Raw genomic sequence first — 17,419 nt, forward strand, 5'->3', positions numbered from 1 at the left:
CCGGACTCCTCGTGGCCGCCGTGCTCGCCGGCCGCCGCCGCGCCGTCCGCGTGGAGGGTGAAGTCCGCGGTGCGGACCGTGCCGTCATGCTGGAAGTCCAGGAACAGCCGGTAGTCACCACGGCTGGGCGCCTCGGCGTAGAAGACGATCTCCGGGCCCGGCTGGGTCGTGCCGTCGCCCGGCTCACCGTCGGGGTGGACGTGCAGGTAGGCCAAGTCACCTCCCCGCAGCGCCACCAAGTGCCCGTAGGCGCCGAGGTAGGGCTGCAGGTCGGTGACCGGCTTGCCGTCCTTGCTGACCTTGAGCGTGATCCGGCTCGCCCGCCCGGGGACCAGATCGCCGTCGAGGGTGACGGTGTATCCGTCCACCGTCGCGGTACGGCTCACGCCCGGCAGGGCCTTCGGCGCGTAGTCGCCGGCGGCGTACAGGTCGGCGCCGAGAGTCATGCCGGTGCCGCCTTCGGGGGCGAAGTCGGCGAACATCCGGTACGCGCCGGCCGCGGGGAGGGTCAGCGGCACCGACCACACACCATCGCCGGCCTCGGCCGGGTGCAGGTGCTGGAAGTGGGAGAGGTCCCGGGAGACCAGGATGAAGTGCAGCTTCTTTTCGTGCTGCACCTGGTAGCCGGTGACCGGCTTGCCGTCCGGGCCGGTCACCGCGAACCGGAATTCCGTGTTCTTGCCCGGCTCGACCGTCGTGGTCAGTGGGGTGAGCGTGTAGCCGTTCTGGGACACCTGAAGCCCTCCTGGAATGGCCGCCGTGTCGGCGGGAGTTGCCTGACCGGAGGCGGTGGGGACACCGCCGGAGTCGCCGTGTGCGGTGTGCCCCTTGGGGGCCGGCGGGGTACCGACGCCGCCGACGGCGGTGCCGACCCCGAACGTCGCGCCGAAGACCACCGCGAGTCCAAGGGCGTAGGCTCCGAGCTTGGCGGGGGTGTTCATCATCGATCCACCACTTCGTATCCGGCCTCTTCGACCGCTGCCGTGATCGTGGCAGCGTCGACGGGGCCCTCGCTTTCGACTGTCACCAGGCCGGTGGCGAGGTCCACCTCGACGCCCGTGACGCCGGCGACCTCTCCGACCTCTTCCTTGACCGAGCTGACGCAGTGGCCGCAGGTCATGCCCTTGACGGTGTAGGTGGTGGTGGTCATAACGATCACTCCTGTCATTCGTGAATGTCGGTGAAGTTCAGGAACGGACCAGGCGGGCGATGGCGTCGGAGGCTTCCTTGATCTTGGCGTCCGCCTCCGCACCGCCCTTCGCCGTGGCGTCGGCCACGCAGTGGGCCATGTGCTCGTCCAGGAGGGCGAGGGCGAAGGACTGCAGGGCCCGGCTGGCCGCCGACACCTGGGTGAGGATGTCGATGCAGTATTTGTCCTCTTCGACCATCCGCTGCAGACCCCGGACCTGCCCCTCGATGCGGCGCAGCCGCCGGAGGTGCTCCTGCCTGGTGTCGCTGTATCCAGCCATCTCCCCGCTCCTCTCGCTCAGGCTGACCATGCTAACACCATACCCCCCTAGGGTATTCCTCCGGTACCCGGGCGCGCTCCGGATGAAGCGCGCCTGGTCCCCACGTCACGCCCCGAGCGACGACGCCTCCCGCTCCCCGCTCTTCACGGCGGCGGCCTTCCGGCCGCGCATCAGCAGGAGGGAGAGCAGAGCGCCGAGCACGGCCACCGCGCCCGCGCCGACGAAGGCGGCCTGGAAGCCGTCGGTCATCCTGGGCAGGTTTCCCAGCTCGGCCGCCCCCTGCGACGTGGCGATCGCGGTCATGACCGCCAGACCGAGCGCCGAGCCCACCTGGTAGGTGGTGTTGACGATGCCCGAGGCGAGGCCGCTCTCCTCCGGCCGGGCGCCGGACATCGCCGACATCATGGCCGGAATGTAGGCCAGCGACATGCCGACCGCCGCCACCAGCGAGGCGGGCAGCACGTCGGCGGCGAAGGAGCCGTCGGGCCGGACCAGGGACAGCCCCCCGACGCCCGCGGCCAGGACGAGCAGGCCGATCACGATGAGCGGCTTGGCCCCGAACCGGCCGAGCAGCCGGGCGGTGATGCCGATCATGAAGATCATGATCGCGACGGTCATCGGGACCAGCGCCGCACCGCTCGGGAACGCCCCGTATCCCAGAACCTGCTGCAGGTAGAGGTTGAGGAAGTACCACATCGGGATCCAGGCGGCACCGAGCAGCGCCATCGCCAGGTTGGCCGTGGCGAGCCCGGGGGTGCGCCAGATCCGCAGCGGCATGAGCGGCTCACGGACCGACCGCTGGACGACGAGGAACAGCGCCAGCAGCGCCACGGCTCCGACGGCCTGGGCGGCGGTGGCGCCGCCGCTCTGCTCGGGTGCCCGGACGATCGCGAACACGGCGAGGGCGATGCCGGCGGTGACCGCGACCGCGCCCAGCAGGTCGACCGATCCGCGCCTGCCCCGGACGGCCGGAAGCAGCGCGGGCACCGCGGCCAGCGTGGCCAGGCCGATCGGGACGTAGACGATGAACACCCACGGCCAGCTCAGGTATTCGGTGATGACGCCGCCGAGGAAGACGCCCGCGGTGCCGCCCGCCGGGGCGGCCGCGCCGTACAGGGCCATGGCCTTGCCGAGTTCGCGCTGGTCGTGCCCGAAGAGCATCATGAGCAGGGTCATCGCGGCGGGCGCGATGAGCGCGCCGCCCACGCCCTGCACCGCCCGGCCGATGATCTCCACCGCCGGGCTGCTCGCCACCGCCGCGACGACGGATCCGGCGATCAGTACGACCCAGCCTGCGGTGAACACCTTGCGCGCGCCGAGCAGGTCGGAAAGCCGCCCGCCGAGCAGCAGCAGCCCGCCGAAGGCGACGACGTAGGCGTTGAAGACCCACTGCAGGTCGCCCTGGGAGAAGCCGAGGTCGCGCTGCATGTCCGGTAAGGCGACTCCGATGATCGAGGTGTCCATGATGACCATGAACTGCGCGGCGGCGAGCACGATCAGCGCCTGCCACCTGCGGGGATTGACGGCATTCATGCCTGTCTCCTGGTTCTTCGCACCATAGGATGCGAAACGGGGATTGGGTGTGATGACGAGTCCGACCGGCCCCCAGGTGGGCGTGCACGGCAATGCACGCCCACCCCTTACGTCCCGGGACGTTCTCCCGGCTCCCGACGGGCCACTACTTCGCGGTCCCTCGAGGGCTTTCCGCGTGGCCTTCGCTAGGCCGGCGTCCCGGCCGGCTCGTAGCCGGCCTCCTCCACCGCGGCGCGGATCTCCTCGTCGGAGAAGCCCGCCCCGCTGACGGTGACGGCGCCGGTCGCCAGATCGACGGCCACGCCGGTCACCCCGGCGACCTTGCCGATCTCACCGGAGACCGACGAGACGCAATGACCGCAGGTCATACCGCTGACCGAATAGACCCGCGTGGCGTCGTCGCCGATCGCCACGGTCGTGGCAGCGGCCTCTCCGCTACAGCAGGAACATGCCGTGGACATGAGCTTCCCTCCTTGGCGAATACCCATGGGGGGTATCCAGCGACGAGAACGTAACATACCCCCAAGGGGTTTCTCAAGTGGTGCGGGTCACGATGCGGCGACCTCGAGCACATCCCCGGCGGCTATCCCGCGCTTCAGCCGGTTCAGCTCCTTCGGAGCGTTCACGCCGACGGCGCCCACGAGGACACCACTCCTGAGGAAGGCCACGGCGAAGCTGTCCTCTTCCGGCGCACCGTGCACCGTTCGCGCCTCGTCGGCGAGGTGTGGCAGACCGGCGGTCTGGATCCGCGCCCCATGCGCGTGCGTCCCGAACGAGGGCACGTCCGCATACGGCACGGCGCTCTCGGGGCCGGCAAGGAGGTTGCGCGCGGCGACCGCCCCCTGGCCGTTGGCGTTGGCCCAGTGCTCCACACGCACGAGCGCACCCCCGTACAACTCGTGCCGCCAGCGCGCGACGTCACCGGCCGCGACGATGGTCGACGTCCCCTCGGCGAACAGCGACGGCGTGCAGACCACTCCGTCGTCGAGCGCGAGACCGCTGCCTTCCAACCACTCGACGTTGGGCACGATGCCCATGCCCGCGACGACGAGGTCGGCCGGGATCGACCGCCCGCCTTCGAGTCGTACGCCGGTCACCCGGCCGCCCCCCTCGAAACCGGCCACCCGGACGCCGGAGATCAACTCGACACCGTTCTTCCGGTGGTGGGCGGCCAGCCAGCGCGCCGAGTCCGTCCCGAGGACGCGGTGCATCGGGTAGGGCCCGGCGTCGATGAGCGTCACGGTCAGGCCGAGCGCCCTGGCCGTCGAGGCGATCTCACCGCCGATGAATCCTCCGCCGACGATGACCAGGTTCCGGTGCCCGGCAAGGTCGGCGCGCAGCGCCAGCGCGTCGTCGATCGTGCGCAGTTCGTGGACTCCCCCGGGCCGTTCGGCGAGCCTCCGCGGTCTGGCGCCGGTCGCGATGACCAGGCCGTCGAACGGGATCTCCGCGCCGTCGTCCAGAGTTACGGAGCCACCCCCGGCGCCCGCAGCGGCGGCCCCCGCTCCGCCTCCCGCGCCGTCGAGGCGCAGCCGTACGGCCCGCCGGTTCCGGAGCCACTCTCCGCCGATTTCCTCGGCGCCGGGAAGGGTCACGTCGTCGTCGCCGCGCAGCACGCTCTTCGAGAGTGGCGGACGGTTGTACGGCCGGTGCGCCTCCTCGCCGATCAGGGTGATGTCACCGGCGAATCCCTCGCTGCGCAGGGTCTGCACGGCGCGCAATCCGGCAAGTGACGCGCCGACGACCGCGATTCTGCTGATGTCTGCCATGACGCCGAACCATACTGGGGCAGGGTATGACTGACGATGTGATGTGGATCTCAATTTACCCATGGGGGGTATGGCTTGCGGTTCGGCCACCCGCATGACTATCTTTCCCTGGACGTTACCCACCCGGGGTATTTGCGAAGGAGCGACATGAGCGTCAGCACGTACACCGTCACCGGCATGACCTGCGGCCACTGCGTGGGCACGGTGACGTCCGAGATCGGTAAGGTCACCGGAGTCACCGGGGTCGAGGTCGAGCTGGCGACCGGCAAGGTGACCGTGACGAGCGACGGCCCGCTGGACGAGGCCCTCGTGCGGGACGCCGTCGAAGAGGCGGGCTACGAAGTCGCCGCCAACTGAGCGCGCCATACCGGCAACCGACGGCCGAGCCGAGGCGGGAATCCCCGCCTCGGCTCGGCCGTGCCCGTGACAGCGTCAACTGCTCCCAGGCGCTCGCCACATGCTCAGCCGACGAGGTAGGAGGCACGCCGACGCCCAAGGCGGTGGCGGCGGGACGCTTCGCCAGGCAGGTCGGCGGCTCGTTTCAGTCGGATTCCGGTCACCCGATCCAAGAGCGAAGGCCCAGGTCAGGCACGGTTACTTGAGCTTCCGAAGCGGGATAGAACGCCGGACGTCCCAGCAGGCCGCATCATGGAAAGCGTCCGATCGCCGGTTATACGAGGCGGCGGGGTGATCCGGATGATCAGGCAGCCGGGCCTGATCACCACTCTTGTCGACCTGTTCGAGCACATCTGGAGCAGGGCCAGGGATGTCGCCGAGCCGGTGCAGCGGTTGACCGCGCGTGAGCGCGAGGTGCTCGGACTCATTGCCGAAGGGCGCTCCAACAGCGCGGTGGCCCGCGCGCTGTCGATCACTGAGGCGGCTGTCGGGAAGCATGTGGCCAGCGTGTTCGCCAAGCTTGAGCTACCGGCGACCGAGGATGACAACCGGCGGGTGCCGGCCGTGCTCGCCCATCTGCGGGGCACCGCGAGGTAGTGCCAGGCCTACCTTTTCCTCATCTTGCCGCCCATTGCTCGACGATCCGGCGCCCGGTTCAATAAACGGCATGCAGAAAATGACTGGATTGCTGATCGGTGCGGTCTTCGGCGCAGTTTTCGTTGTCGTCAACGCACAGAGCCCACTAAATCCCGTGGCCGTGATTCTTCTGAAAGTGGCTGCCTGCCTGGCAGCCGCAGGTGTTCTGGCCATGTGGTTCGTCTCCGCCCGGAGGGAGCGATCCGCCGACGGAGTGCAGCAGAACATGTTTAGCCGTGGATACCTGGTCGTCGTCGCCGCCGAGGTGATCCTTCTCTTCGGCGGGATCAGGATGCTGGCGATATGGGGGCGTCCCGAAGAGGGCAACGTGGCCTGGGTGGCGTTGGTGGTCGGCGTTCACTTCATCGCGCTTGCGCCGATCTGGAAAGAATGGGGCATCGCCGTACCCGGTGTGCTCCTCACCGTGCTGGGCGCGGCCGGTCTTGTCCTGGCCTCGACGACCGCCGTCGTCTGGGTGCCGTTCGTCAGCGGGGTCCTGTCCGGAGTAGTGCTGCTGACCGGCAGCGTCGCCTTTGGCTGGCGTGCGGTGACAGCTCGAACGGCCTAAGCAGCATGGGCGTCGTTCTGGCCCCATCCGGTTCAGCGCTCCTCCTGCCGGATGCGGGCCAGGAGAGGCGTCCAGCGCTCGTGGCCGGTTGCCCCTGCCTGCCCCACACTCGTTGCGCGGCAGGATCAGGGGCCGCTCTTCCGGGGACTCGTCGCCGGCCCCGTCGACACGGCACATCACAAGGTCGTCAGGCCGGACCGCACCGCTTCGGCGTCCCGAGCAGGTCGCAGGACTTGTCCGCCGCGACGATGAGAGTAATGGCCGCGTGGCCGAGCACGAGCCCCCCCACAGGAAGGACCACCGACCGCCCGCGGAGTCCCGCGCTGAGAGTGAACGCCCAGTCCGCGCCCGGCACCACGACGAGCAACAAGGCGACACCCCAGGAAGAGAAAACGGAGCTGACATGGGCGCCTGCTCTGAAGGGTTCCGAAGCTCTGCCATCGTGTGGACATGGAACCCATCCCGCCGAATCGCGGCCGAGGCCGCATCATCATGCTGAACGGAGCGTCCAGCTCCGGGAAATCAACTCTGGCCAAGACACTCCAGCGGTCACTCGATGAGCCGTTTCTTCACGTCTCTTCCGACCAGTTCGTGGCGAGTGGCATGCTGCCGGAACGGCGCGAGAGCGAGGGGCGCTTCTCCTGGTGGAATGAGATGAGGCCCCGCTTCTTCCAAGGGTTTCACCACTGCCTGCCGGCCCTGGCAAGCGCAGGAAACGATCTGATCGTGGAGCACGTCATCGAATTCCGGACGTGGCGCGAATATCTGGCCCACCTACTGGCCGACTTCGACGTTTTCCTCGTCGGAGTGCATTGTGATCTCGCGGAGGTCGACCGGAGAGAACGCGAGCGCGGGGATCGCCGCATCGGCGAGGGCCGTGAACACGTCGAAATCAACGGCATACATACGTTCGGACCGTACGACTACGAGGTGGACACCACGGAGGGCGTATCACCCGTACTTGTGCGGTCGGTAGCAACCGCCTGGCGCTCAAGGGGCACCCGAGGGGTGCTGACCTCCTTCGACGCCTCCGGCAAGGAGGCCCCGGCTCCCGGCTGATCGCGGAGTGTCCTACGTCGGCTCGTCCGCCATATCGGTCAACCACGCTCACTCATCTGCCGCCGTTTTCAGGGGCGGGGCCTGCGTCTCTGGGGGCAGGACGGCACGTGGGCGGGGCGGCGGCCCCGCCCGGTGGCCCCACTCCCTCGGGTAGCCGAGGGACACCTCCTCGAACGGCACCCCGTCGTAGCAGGTGCTGCGCGGGATGTGCAGGTGGCCGTAGACCATGACGGCGGCGTTGAACCGCAGATGCCACTCGGCGGTGCGCTCGGTGCCGCACCAGAGGGCGAACTCCGGATACCTGAGCACGAAGGTCGGATCCCGGACCAGCGGATAGTGGTTGACCAGGACGGTGGCGAGCGCCGGGTCGCGGCCGGACAACCGGCGTTCGCTTTCCACGATGCGGGCGGCGCACCACGCCTCTCTGCTCGGGTACGGGTCCGGGCGCAGCAGCATTTCGTCGGTACACATGACACCGGCGTCGTCGGCGCGGTCCAGCGCCTGCGCCATGGTGGTGGCGCCGTGCGGCCGGAAGGTGTAGTCGTACCCGATGAACAGCGGGGCGACGGTGACCGGGCCGCCCGCGCCGCGCCACACCGGGTAGGCGTCCTCCGGGGTGACCACGCCGAGGGAGCGGCAGAGCTCCACGATGTGCCGATAGCGCGCCTCACCCCGTAAGGTCACGGGGTCGTCCGCCGGCGTCCACAGTTCGTGGTTGCCGGGCACCCACACCACCTTGGCGAAGCGCTCGCTGAGCAGGCGCAGCGCCCACTCGATGTCGGCCATGAACTCGCCCACGTCGCCGGCGACCAGCAGCCAGTCTCCGTCGTGCTCCGGCCGCAGCCGCTCGACGATCTCGCGGTTCTCCGGGTAACGCACGTGCAGATCGCTGATGGCGAGCAACCTCGGCGAGGAGATCATGGTGAGGATCCTAGGCATGAATGAGCCAATCGATCGATATATCGCGTTAAGCGACCACCGTTCACGCCGGAAGTCGCATCCAGATCAGCCATTACCTGCGACAGGCCGTCAACGAGACATGATCAAGAACTACGGCTGGAGTACTCACGATCTACAGCTGCCGTATCCATGGTGCTCGACGCCAGCGATCGGGGCGGCAACGGTTCGCTCAAATAGATGTTCATTCAAACATTGATGTGTTAGAAACAGGACCCATGGGTGTCGCCAATCGTCTGGACCTGACCCTGCGGCTGGTGCAGGGCTCCGGCCGTGCGTCCGTGTCAGAGCTCTCCCATCGCCTGGGCGTGTCCGAGATGACCGTGCGCAGGGACTTGGACGCGCTGGAACGTCAGGGTCTGGTCCGCAGGGTGCACGGTGGCGCCGTCTCCACCCGCGCGCGTGAGGAAGAAGCCGGGTTCTCCGCACGGGAGGGGTGGCAGGCCGCTACGAAGGATCGCCTCGCGGCGGCCGTGGCCAAGCTCGTGGAGCCGGGGTCGCGAGTGCTGCTGGACGCCGGAACTACCACGGTTCACGTCGCGGAGCATCTGGCCGCGCGGGCCCCCCTGACCGTCGCGGTGCTCAGTCTGCAGGCCGCGACGCGCCTGGCCGACCGGCCCGGGATCGAACTGCTGGTCGCCGGGGGCCGCTCCCGTCCGGGCGAGCGCTCCCTCGTCGGGCCGCTGGCGCTGCGCACGCTGGAGTCCCTGGCGTTCGACTGCTTCGTGATGTCCATCGGCGGCGTGCACGCCGAGCACGGCTGGTCGGAGTTCTCACTGGACGACGCGGCCGTCAAGCAGGCCGGACTCCGCCAAGCCGCCCAAACGATCGCGGTCGCGGACGCGACCAAGCTCGGCGTGCGCGCATTCAGCCAGGTCGCCCCCCTCAACGCTGTGCACCGCTTCGTCACCGACACGGCCGCAGCGGACACCGCCACCCACCCCAGCGGCCCGCAGACCCTGGACGCCCTGCGCGACGCGGGCGTCGAGACCCTTCTCGCCTGACCACTCCGGCCCCTGAACCGCCTTGCCCCCAAAGGGAGTTGCGCCTCGTGACCACCACACCACGCCCGCTGATGATCCTCGTTGCCGGCCCCTACCGGTCGGGAACCGGCGACGACCCCGCCCTGCTGGAGGCCAACGTCCGAGCGATGAACCAGACCGCTCTCGCCCTCTTCCGCGCCGGACATCTGCCCGTCACCGGCGAAGCCCTCGCCTTGCCACTCCTTGACACGGCAGGCAGCACGCGCCCCGGCGACCCCCTCTTCCAGGAGATCTTCCACCCGATCGCCGAGCGACTGCTCACCCGATGCGACGCGGTGCTGCGCATCGGCGGCCCCTCCGCCGGCGCGGACCGCATGGTGACCCAGGCCCGCGCCCAAGGCAAGGACGTCTATACCAGCCTCGCCGACATACCGGCCGCCCGATGACCGCGGGCATCGACACACCCGACCGCCGCGGACGCACCAACCTGGACCAGCACGGGCGCAACCTGACCGGCAACCCCCACGTCCGCATCCGTGATGTGGAGGTGCTCTCCTGCGACTGGTACATCCTGCGCAAGACCACCTTCGACTACGAGCACGGCGACGGGCACTGGAGCCGCGAGCAGCGCGAGACCTACGACCGCGGCGACGGCGCGACCATCCTGCTCTACAACACCGACCGTGAAACCGTCCTGCTGACGCGACAGTTCCGCCTCCCCGCCTACGTCAACGGACATCCTGACGGCATGCTGCTGGAAACCGCGGCCGGACTGTTGGACGGAGACGACCCGGAGCAAGCGATCCGCAGGGAAGCCGCCGAGGAGACCGGACACAACATCGGCACAGCGCAGCGCGTCTTTGACGTCTACATGAGCCCCGGCTCGGTCACCGAGCGCCTGCACTTCTTCGCCGCGCCCTACGACCCCTCGGCGCTCACCGCAAATGTGGGCGGCATCGCCGCCGAAGGGGAGGACATCACCACTGTGGAACTCCCCTTCGCCGATGCGCTCGGCATGATCCGCGCAGGCGAGATCGTTGACGCCAAGACCATCATGCTGCTCCAATGGGCCGCCCTCGACGGCCCCTTCCGCCCTCCCAGGGATGGTCTCTTCCCGGTGGCGGCCGAAGAGGAGCGGCCGCGGGTTGATCCTCAGCGCGAGAGGAATGGCAGCTCAGGGACATCGGCCGGGGAGTGCGTGGCATGACTCACGGTTTCCACGAAACTCAGGTTGGCTCAGATCCGTACCGACGTCGCGGACCGGCCCACGTGGTCGATCTGGTGGGGGGAGGGAACCGCGAGCACCTTCGAGACCGTCACCCAGCGTGATCGGCGACACCGGCGGCCAGCCGCCGCGGCGACGGACCGGCACCGGCCCACGAACGACGCCACCGTCATGGCCCGGACCTCGGCCGGCGTCGAGAGCGCCAGCCGGCTTTCTTCCAGGGCCGAGACCGCAGGTGGGTCATGATCGGGGGGACGCTCGCCACCGGCGTCGTGGTGGTCGGCGCGGGCCTGGCCCACGGCGTGCCCATGTGACGGGCGCCACCGTTCACCGCTGGAGCGCCGCGCTGCCCTGGACGCCCGTCGGCCAGGCCGCCCGCGTCGCCGCGTACCGGGAGTCGGTCGCCGCAGCCGCACCGCGTGTGATCTTGGCAGGCGACTATCTGGGGCTGCCCTTCACCGACAGCGTCGTCAACACCGGCCAGTGGGCTGCCGCCCAGGCCCTCCGCCGCCTCGCCGCGTCACGTACCGGCTGAGCCCGGGGGAGGTACGCACCCTCGCTCGGCCGGCCGGGTTCACGGCGTCTGTGACTCTCGCGGTGACGACACCAGAACCGGGCGGCCGACGAGGGCGGCAGTCACGGTCACGCCGGGCGCATAGGCGCGCGGTCGAGCCCCGGAAGGAGGAGGCAACCACCGTGGCCGTGCTTTCGGCCGAGAGGGTGACGATCATCGCCTCCGGTCCGACGAGCACGCCGACCGGCCCGTGGACGGGCGGATCGTTGGGCGGGTCCGGGCTCTCCGCGACCCCGCGTGACGGTTGGTCGCGGGCGTGTCCTCGTCCTCCGTGAGCAGCCATGCGAGCCTGGCCGCGGCGACCGCCTGACGCGGATCGCGAGCGGGCAACTCCGCGACGAGGTGCTCGAACACTTCGATGTCCTCGCTGCCGGGCTCGCTCTGCCCGAACGTCCACAGCGCCTCGTGGTCCTGGGTGTCGAGGACCGCGGACCGCAGCGCCGTGACGAGCTGGTCGCGCTCGGCCCTGATCGCCGGCGCCTCCGACCGGGCGAGCAGCGGGGCGTGCGCCGCCGCCACCGCGGCGCGGATGTCGCCCGCACGCAGCGCGTCGCGCACGGTCAGGAAGTCGGCTTCGACCTCGGCCCGCAGCCGGTACGGCTTGGCCGTCATGGCGGCCTCGCCGAGCTGGGCCCGGAGCCGGTGGATCTCGGCGCGCACGGTTGTCGGGTTGCCGTCGTCGCCGTAGAGCTGCAGGGCGAGCTGCTCGGCGGTCAGCCCGGCGGGGCGCAGCGCGAGCAGCGCGAGCAGCTCGGCGCGCCGCAGGGTGAGCGGCAGTTCCCGGCCGTCCAGCACCGCGGCCGGCCGATCTCCCAGGAAAGACAGCGACAGTACGGGACGCCGCGACGCCGTGGCCGACCGCGGCAGGCGGATCAGGTAGCCCTCGGGCAACGTCTCGACCAGGGCCTCGCGGCCGTCCGCGAGCAGCACCCGGTCGCTGCCGGGCCGTATCGCCAGCCGCTCGGGCCACGGCCCGCCGAACGGCTCCGCGGCGATCACCCGCCCCGTCGCGGTGACCAGCGCGCCCGGCTCGCCGCGCAGTCCGATCAGGCGGGGCAGGTGCCTCACCCGCAACCGCTCGTCCCGCATCTCCATCTGCCTGCGTAGATGGCTCTCCGCGAGCCGCGCGCTGGCGGAGACCAGGGTGACGACGGCGGGGTGCAGCTCGTGCAGCAGCCCGCTGATGTCGATCACGCCGAGCGCGCGTCCGCTGTCCGGGTCGTGGACGGGCGCGGCGGCGCAGGTCCACGGGTGATAGGTGCGCACCAGATGCTCGGCGGAGTAGATCTGCACCGGGGCGTCGACGGCGAGGGCGGTGCCCATCGCGTTGGTCCCGATGGCCCCCTCCGCCCAGCCCGCGCCCTCGCACAACCCCACCGGGTCGGCGATGCGGCACAGCCCGGCGGGCCCCTCCCGCCACAGGATGGTGCCGTCCGCGTCCGTGACGATCATGACGTACGACGACTCGTCGGCGATGCTGACGAGCAGTTCGCGGAGCAGGGGCAGCACGTCGCGCAGCGGATGCGCGGAGCGCACGTCCGGTACGTCCTCCGGCTTGTACACCACCGGCGGGCGGAAATGCTCCGGATCGACCCGCGCCGCGAGGGAGCGCCGCCAGGAATCCAGGATCACCGAGCGCGGCGCCACCCGCGGCCGGTCCCCGCTCAGCATGGCCTCGCGGACCTGCTGCAACACGGAGAACTGCGCGGCCGGATCGGATGCCACATCCACGGTGGTCGCGGCCTTCTCGATCTCAGCGTCCAAGGTGCACTCCGCGGCGACGTCGGCGAGGGCGGTTGCGTCCACCCGAGCGAGCGCCCCCGTACGTGGTCTTGCTCACAGCAGCATGCCTTGCCGTTCCGTCACCGACAAGGGCGGCATATCCCCCGTTCACGCCTCTGCAACGGCGGTGCAACGTCGAAACTTTTACTTTTTGCCGCATCTCGTCGGTCCAGGACCCAGGAGGGCGAACACATGGCAACATATGCGGCGCCAGGAGATTCGGGCAGCGTGGTCGCGTTTCGGCCACGTTATGACCACTTCATCGGTGGGGAGTACGTGCCGCCGGCCGGTGGTGAATATTTTGCGAACCCCACTCCGGTCACGGGTGCGACGTTCACCGAGGTCGCCCGGGGAACCGCCGAGGACGTCGATCGGGCCGTACGCGCCGCCGAGGGCGCCGCGGTCGCGTGGGGCCGCACCTCTCCGGCGGAGCGCGCCGAGGTGCTGAACAAGATCGCCGACAGGATCGAGCAGAACCTGGAGGCCATCGCCGTCGCCGAGTCCTGGGAGAACGGCAAGCCGGTACGGGAGACCCTGGCCGCCGACATCCCGCTGGCCATCGACCACTTCCGCTACTTCGCCGGAGCGATCCGGGCCCAGGAGGGCGGCATCTCGCAGCTCGACGCCGACACCGTCGCGTACCACTTCCATGAGCCGCTCGGCGTGGTCGGGCAGATCATCCCGTGGAACTTCCCGATCCTGATGGCCACCTGGAAGCTGGCCCCGGCGCTGGCCGCGGGCAATGCCGTGGTGCTCAAGCCGGCCGAGCAGACCCCGGCGTCGATCCACGTGCTGCTCGAGCTGATCGCCGACCTGATCCCGGCCGGCGTCCTCAACGTGGTGAACGGCTTCGGCGTGGAGGCGGGCAAGCCGCTCGCGCAGCACAGCGGGATCCGGAAGGTGGCGTTCACCGGGGAGACCACCACCGGGCGGCTCATCATGCAGTACGCCAGCGAGAACATCGTCCCGGTCACCCTCGAACTGGGCGGCAAGAGCCCGAACATCTTCTTCGCCGACGTCGCGGACGCGCGGGACGCCTTCTACGACAAGGCGCAGGAGGGCTTCGCGATGTTCGCGCTGAACCAGGGTGAGGTGTGCACCTGCCCGTCCCGTGCGCTGATCCAGTCGTCCATCTACTCGTCGTTCCTGGCCGACGCGGTGGAGCGGGTGAAGAAGATCAAGCAGGGCAACCCGCTGGACACCGACACCATGATCGGCGCCCAGGCGTCCAACGACCAGCTGGAGAAGATCCTCTCCTACATCGACATCGGTAAGAAGGAAGGCGCGAAGATCCTCACCGGCGGTGAGCGGGTCGACCTCGGCGGCGACCTGTCCGGCGGCTACTACGTCCAGCCCACGGTGTTCGAGGGCGACAACAAGATGCGCATCTTCCAGGAGGAGATCTTCGGGCCGGTGGTCTCGGTGACGAGGTTCGACGACTACGACGACGCCATCAAGGTCGCCAACGACACCCTTTACGGCCTGGGCGCCGGGGTGTGGTCGCGGGACGGCAACACCGCGTACCGGGCCGGCCGGGACATCCAGGCGGGCCGGGTGTGGACGAACTGCTACCACGCGTACCCGGCGCACGCCGCGTTCGGCGGATACAAGCAGTCGGGCATCGGCCGCGAGAACCACAAGATGATGCTCGACCACTACCAGCAGACGAAGAACATCCTGGTGTCATACTCTCAAAACGCCCAGGGATTCTTCTGATCGAGCGGCCCGTGCGCGAGGGGCACGCCGGGGTTTCCCAGCCGCCCCTCGCGTACCGGCCACCCCCGAAGCAGGGAGCCTCACCCATGGCAGTCAACCGGGTGGACGTCACCGCCGACGCGGCCGGCCTGCTGCGCCGCCTCGCCGGCAGGCACGGCCCGTTGATGTTCCACCAGTCGGGGGGATGCTGCGACGGCAGCTCCCCCATGTGCTACCCGGCCGGAGAGTTCCGCACCGGGAACGCGGACGTACGCCTCGGAGATCTCCGGGTGGACGGCGTCGGCGAGCCGATCCCGGTGTGGATGTCCGCGTCGCAGTTCGAGTACTGGAAGCACACCCACCTCACCATCGACGTGGTGCCGGGCCGAGGGAGCGGCTTCTCGCTGGAGGCCCCGGAGGGCGTGCGTTTCCTGATCCGCTCGCGGCTGCTCACCGACCAGGAGCTCGCCGAACTGGACGGCCACAAGGAGCGGCCCGTCCCGGCCGGCGAGGGGTGAGCGTGTCCGGCCCGCTTGCCCCGTCCGGCGAAGGAGGCGTGCGTGACACGCCCGGCCTGCCTCCGGACCGCGTACGACCGGGCGACGAGGTGTGGCCGAAGCTCGGCGCCGCGCCCGGCCTCTGCGGCGTCTGCCGACATCGCCTGGTCAACGAGACCCGGCGAGGCACTGCGTACCTGCGTTGCGGGCGGGCCTCCTGGGACGCCCGCCTGCCGCGCTACCCCCGGCTGCCGACGGAGCGATGCGTCGGCTATGAACCACTGACGGGATCGATGATGGGTGACTACCAGGACGCCTACGCGGCGAGCATGAAAGATCCGGAAGCCTTCTGGCTCGCGGCGGCCGAGGCGGTGACCTGGTCGCGCCGCCCTCGGCGCGCGCTGGACGCCGACCGCGAACCGTTCTACCGCTGGTTCCCGGACGGGGAGCTGAACACCTGCCACAACGCGCTGGACCGGCATGTGGACGCGGGGCACGGGGATCGGCCCGCCCTGCTCTACGACTCGCCGGTGACCGGCGCGTCCGCGCGCTACACCTATGCCGAGCTGCGCGACCAGGTGGCGCGGTTCGCCGGGGCGCTGCGCGGGCTCGGCGTCGAGCGGGGCGACCGTGTGGTGATCTACATGCCGATGGTGCCTGAGGCGGTGATCGCGATGCTCGCCTGCGCGCGGCTGGGCGCGGTGCACTCGGTGGTGTTCGGCGGGTTCGCCCCGAAGGAGCTGGCCGCCCGGATCGACGACGCCGCGCCGAAGGTGCTGGTGTGCGCCTCCTGCGGGGTCGAGCCCAGCCGGGTCGTCGAGTACAAGCCGATCGTGGACGAGGCGATCGCGGCCACGCCGAACCCCCCGGAGAAGGTCGTCGTGTTCCAGCGCGACCGCGCACGGGCACATATGGGCGAACGCGACGTCGACTGGGACGAGCTGATGGCGGAGGCCGAGCCGGTCGGCTGCGTCGATGTGGCGGCGACCGACCCGCTGTACATCCTCTACACCTCGGGCACCACCGGTAAGCCGAAGGGCGTGGTACGCGACAACGGCGGCCACGCGGTCGCGCTGACCTGGTCGATGTCCAACATCTACGACATCGGGCCCGGCGACGTCTGGTGGACCGCGTCGGACGTCGGGTGGGTCGTCGGCCACTCGTACATCGTGTACGGACCGCTGCTGGTCGGCGCGACCACGGTCCTGTATGAGGGCAAACCGGTGGGCACGCCGGACGCCGGCGCGTTCTGGCGAGTGGTCTCCCAGTACGGCGCCAAGGCCCTGTTCACCGCCCCGACCGCGGTGCGGGCCATCAAGAAGGTCGACCCGCAGGGCCACGAGGCGACGAAGTACGACCTGTCGGCGTTCCGTACCCTCTTCCTGGCCGGCGAGCGGCTCGACCCGGAGACCTACCGGTGGGCCTCGGAGAAGCTGGGCGTGCCGGTCGTGGACCACTGGTGGCAGACCGAGACCGGATGGGCGATCGCGGCGAACCTCCGCGGCCTGGAGCCGATGCCGATCAAGCCCGGCTCTCCCACCGTGCCGGTGCCCGGCTACGACGTGCGGATCCTGGACCCGTCGGGGCAGGAGGTGCCGCCGGACGCCGAGGGCGCGATCTGCATCAAGCTGCCCCTGCCGCCCGGCACGCTGCCGACGCTGTGGGGCGACGACGAACGGTACCTGTCGTCGTATCTGTCCCAGTACCCCGGCTACTACCTGACCGGCGACGGCGGCTACGTCGACTCCGACGGCTACCTGTTCGTCATGGGGCGGACCGACGACGTGATCAACGTGGCCGGGCACCGCCTGTCCACCGGCTCCATGGAGGCCGTGCTGGCCGCGCATCCGGCGGTGGCCGAATGCGCGGTGATCGGCGTGCACGACTCGCTCAAGGGGCAGGTGCCCCGCGGCTTCGTCGTGCTGAAGGCCGACGTGGACATCGCGCCGGAGGCCCTCCAGGCCGAACTCGTCGCGGCGGTGCGCCGCGACATCGGCCCGGTCGCCGCGTTCAAGGAGGTGACGATCGTGGACGGCCTGCCGAAGACCCGCTCCGGGAAGATCCTGCGCAAGTCGATGCGCGCGATCGCCGACGGCCACGACGAGCCCGTGCCCTCGACGATCGAGGACCCGGGAGTGCTGGACGCGCTACGCCCCCACCTGCGCCGGGGGTGACGCGACCGTACGTCCGCATTGTCAGCCGGGCGGCGGGATCGGAGGCAGCGGCGTGCCGGGCGTGCGAGACGGACTCATGGCGCTGTTCGTCTCGGTGGTCGA

The 17,419-nt window shown here is 69.9% G+C and carries 20 protein-coding genes; 11 read left to right on the forward strand and 9 right to left on the reverse strand.

Annotated features, from left to right (window positions below; translation table 11 throughout):
• The 6 genes from AWQ68_RS24210 to AWQ68_RS24235 form a co-directional block, all read right to left on the reverse strand.
• On the reverse strand, positions 1-941 hold a 941-nt coding region (locus tag AWQ68_RS24210; protein WP_066943983.1), incomplete at its 3' end, for a DUF8832 domain-containing protein.
• Positions 941-1,150 carry a heavy-metal-associated domain-containing protein gene (locus tag AWQ68_RS24215; protein WP_066943985.1) on the reverse strand — a complete coding sequence of 70 codons (210 nt, stop codon included), beginning with the start codon at positions 1,148-1,150 and terminating at the stop codon, positions 941-943. The genes AWQ68_RS24215 and AWQ68_RS24210, both read right to left, overlap by 1 nt.
• 37 nt (positions 1,151-1,187) lie before the next feature.
• Positions 1,188-1,469: a metal-sensitive transcriptional regulator gene (locus tag AWQ68_RS24220; protein ID WP_066944293.1), complete on the reverse strand. Its 282-nt coding sequence runs from the start codon at positions 1,467-1,469 to the stop codon at positions 1,188-1,190.
• A gap of 105 nt (positions 1,470-1,574) precedes the next feature.
• Entirely contained in the window at positions 1,575-3,002 is a 1,428-nt protein-coding gene (locus tag AWQ68_RS24225) for an MFS transporter (protein WP_066943987.1), read from the reverse strand.
• 185 nt (positions 3,003-3,187) lie between these two features.
• Positions 3,188-3,463 (reverse strand): heavy-metal-associated domain-containing protein, encoded by a 276-nt coding sequence (locus AWQ68_RS24230; protein WP_066943989.1) that lies wholly within the window; start codon positions 3,461-3,463, stop codon positions 3,188-3,190.
• Positions 3,464-3,550: 87 nt separating this feature from the next.
• Positions 3,551-4,771: an NAD(P)/FAD-dependent oxidoreductase gene (locus AWQ68_RS24235; protein ID WP_066943991.1), complete on the reverse strand. Its 1,221-nt coding sequence runs from the start codon at positions 4,769-4,771 to the stop codon at positions 3,551-3,553.
• 147 nt (positions 4,772-4,918) lie between these two features.
• Between AWQ68_RS24235 and AWQ68_RS24240 the strand changes: the two genes are divergently transcribed.
• The 3 genes from AWQ68_RS24240 to AWQ68_RS24250 all read left to right on the forward strand — a co-directional run bounded on the left by AWQ68_RS24240 (position 4,919) and on the right by AWQ68_RS24250 (position 6,371).
• A complete protein-coding gene (locus AWQ68_RS24240; RefSeq protein WP_066943993.1) occupies positions 4,919-5,128 on the forward strand; it encodes a heavy-metal-associated domain-containing protein in 210 nt (69 codons plus the stop codon).
• A gap of 339 nt (positions 5,129-5,467) precedes the next feature.
• Positions 5,468-5,764: a response regulator transcription factor gene (locus AWQ68_RS45195; RefSeq protein WP_373281540.1), complete on the forward strand. Its 297-nt coding sequence runs from the start codon at positions 5,468-5,470 to the stop codon at positions 5,762-5,764.
• A gap of 34 nt (positions 5,765-5,798) precedes the next feature.
• Positions 5,799-6,371, forward strand: coding sequence for a hypothetical protein (locus tag AWQ68_RS24250; RefSeq protein ID WP_218007005.1), 573 nt, complete (start codon positions 5,799-5,801; stop codon positions 6,369-6,371).
• Between the two features lie 187 nt (positions 6,372-6,558).
• Here AWQ68_RS24250 and AWQ68_RS24255 read toward each other — a convergent pair whose 3' ends face one another.
• A complete protein-coding gene (locus AWQ68_RS24255; protein WP_066943999.1) occupies positions 6,559-6,741 on the reverse strand; it encodes a hypothetical protein in 183 nt (60 codons plus the stop codon).
• Positions 6,742-6,821: 80 nt separating this feature from the next.
• Between AWQ68_RS24255 and AWQ68_RS24260 the strand changes: the two genes are divergently transcribed.
• Complete coding sequence (locus AWQ68_RS24260; protein ID WP_066944294.1) at positions 6,822-7,430, forward strand: chloramphenicol phosphotransferase CPT family protein; 609 nt, start codon at positions 6,822-6,824, stop codon at positions 7,428-7,430.
• Between the two features lie 48 nt (positions 7,431-7,478).
• On the opposite strand, the gene AWQ68_RS24265 is transcribed toward AWQ68_RS24260, so the two are convergent.
• On the reverse strand, positions 7,479-8,351 hold the full coding sequence (locus AWQ68_RS24265; RefSeq protein ID WP_066944001.1) for a metallophosphoesterase family protein: 873 nt from the start codon (positions 8,349-8,351) through the stop codon (positions 7,479-7,481).
• 254 nt (positions 8,352-8,605) lie between these two features.
• Between AWQ68_RS24265 and AWQ68_RS24270 the strand changes: the two genes are divergently transcribed.
• The 4 genes from AWQ68_RS24270 (at position 8,606) to AWQ68_RS24290 (ending at position 11,130) form a co-directional block, all read left to right on the forward strand.
• Entirely contained in the window at positions 8,606-9,391 is a 786-nt protein-coding gene (locus tag AWQ68_RS24270) for a DeoR/GlpR family DNA-binding transcription regulator (RefSeq protein WP_066944003.1), read from the forward strand.
• A 47-nt stretch (positions 9,392-9,438) separates the two neighbouring features.
• Entirely contained in the window at positions 9,439-9,816 is a 378-nt protein-coding gene (locus tag AWQ68_RS24275) for a hypothetical protein (protein ID WP_218007006.1), read from the forward strand.
• On the forward strand, positions 9,813-10,577 hold the full coding sequence (locus AWQ68_RS24280; protein WP_066944007.1) for an NUDIX domain-containing protein: 765 nt from the start codon (positions 9,813-9,815) through the stop codon (positions 10,575-10,577). Before AWQ68_RS24275 ends, AWQ68_RS24280 begins: the two co-directional genes overlap by 4 nt.
• Before the next feature lie 328 nt (positions 10,578-10,905).
• Entirely contained in the window at positions 10,906-11,130 is a 225-nt protein-coding gene (locus tag AWQ68_RS24290) for a hypothetical protein (RefSeq protein ID WP_066944011.1), read from the forward strand.
• A gap of 192 nt (positions 11,131-11,322) precedes the next feature.
• On the opposite strand, the gene AWQ68_RS24295 is transcribed toward AWQ68_RS24290, so the two are convergent.
• Complete coding sequence (locus AWQ68_RS24295; protein WP_218007007.1) at positions 11,323-12,975, reverse strand: GAF domain-containing protein; 1,653 nt, start codon at positions 12,973-12,975, stop codon at positions 11,323-11,325.
• A 168-nt stretch (positions 12,976-13,143) separates the two neighbouring features.
• Between AWQ68_RS24295 and exaC the strand changes: the two genes are divergently transcribed.
• The 3 genes from exaC (at position 13,144) to AWQ68_RS24310 (ending at position 17,317) form a co-directional block, all read left to right on the forward strand.
• Positions 13,144-14,667 (forward strand): acetaldehyde dehydrogenase ExaC, encoded by a 1,524-nt coding sequence (exaC, locus tag AWQ68_RS24300; protein ID WP_066944013.1) that lies wholly within the window; start codon positions 13,144-13,146, stop codon positions 14,665-14,667.
• Positions 14,668-14,753: 86 nt separating this feature from the next.
• Positions 14,754-15,164 carry a DUF779 domain-containing protein gene (locus AWQ68_RS24305; protein ID WP_066944015.1) on the forward strand — a complete coding sequence of 137 codons (411 nt, stop codon included), beginning with the start codon at positions 14,754-14,756 and terminating at the stop codon, positions 15,162-15,164.
• 38 nt (positions 15,165-15,202) lie between these two features.
• The gene (locus AWQ68_RS24310) at positions 15,203-17,317 is read left to right on the forward strand and encodes a propionyl-CoA synthetase (protein ID WP_444543175.1); all 2,115 of its coding nucleotides are present in this window, start codon (positions 15,203-15,205) and stop codon (positions 17,315-17,317) included.
• The last annotated feature ends 102 nt before the right edge of the window (positions 17,318-17,419 follow it).

This window comes from Microtetraspora fusca (assembly GCF_001570365.1).
Lineage (GTDB): Bacteria > Actinomycetota > Actinomycetes > Streptosporangiales > Streptosporangiaceae > Microtetraspora > Microtetraspora fusca.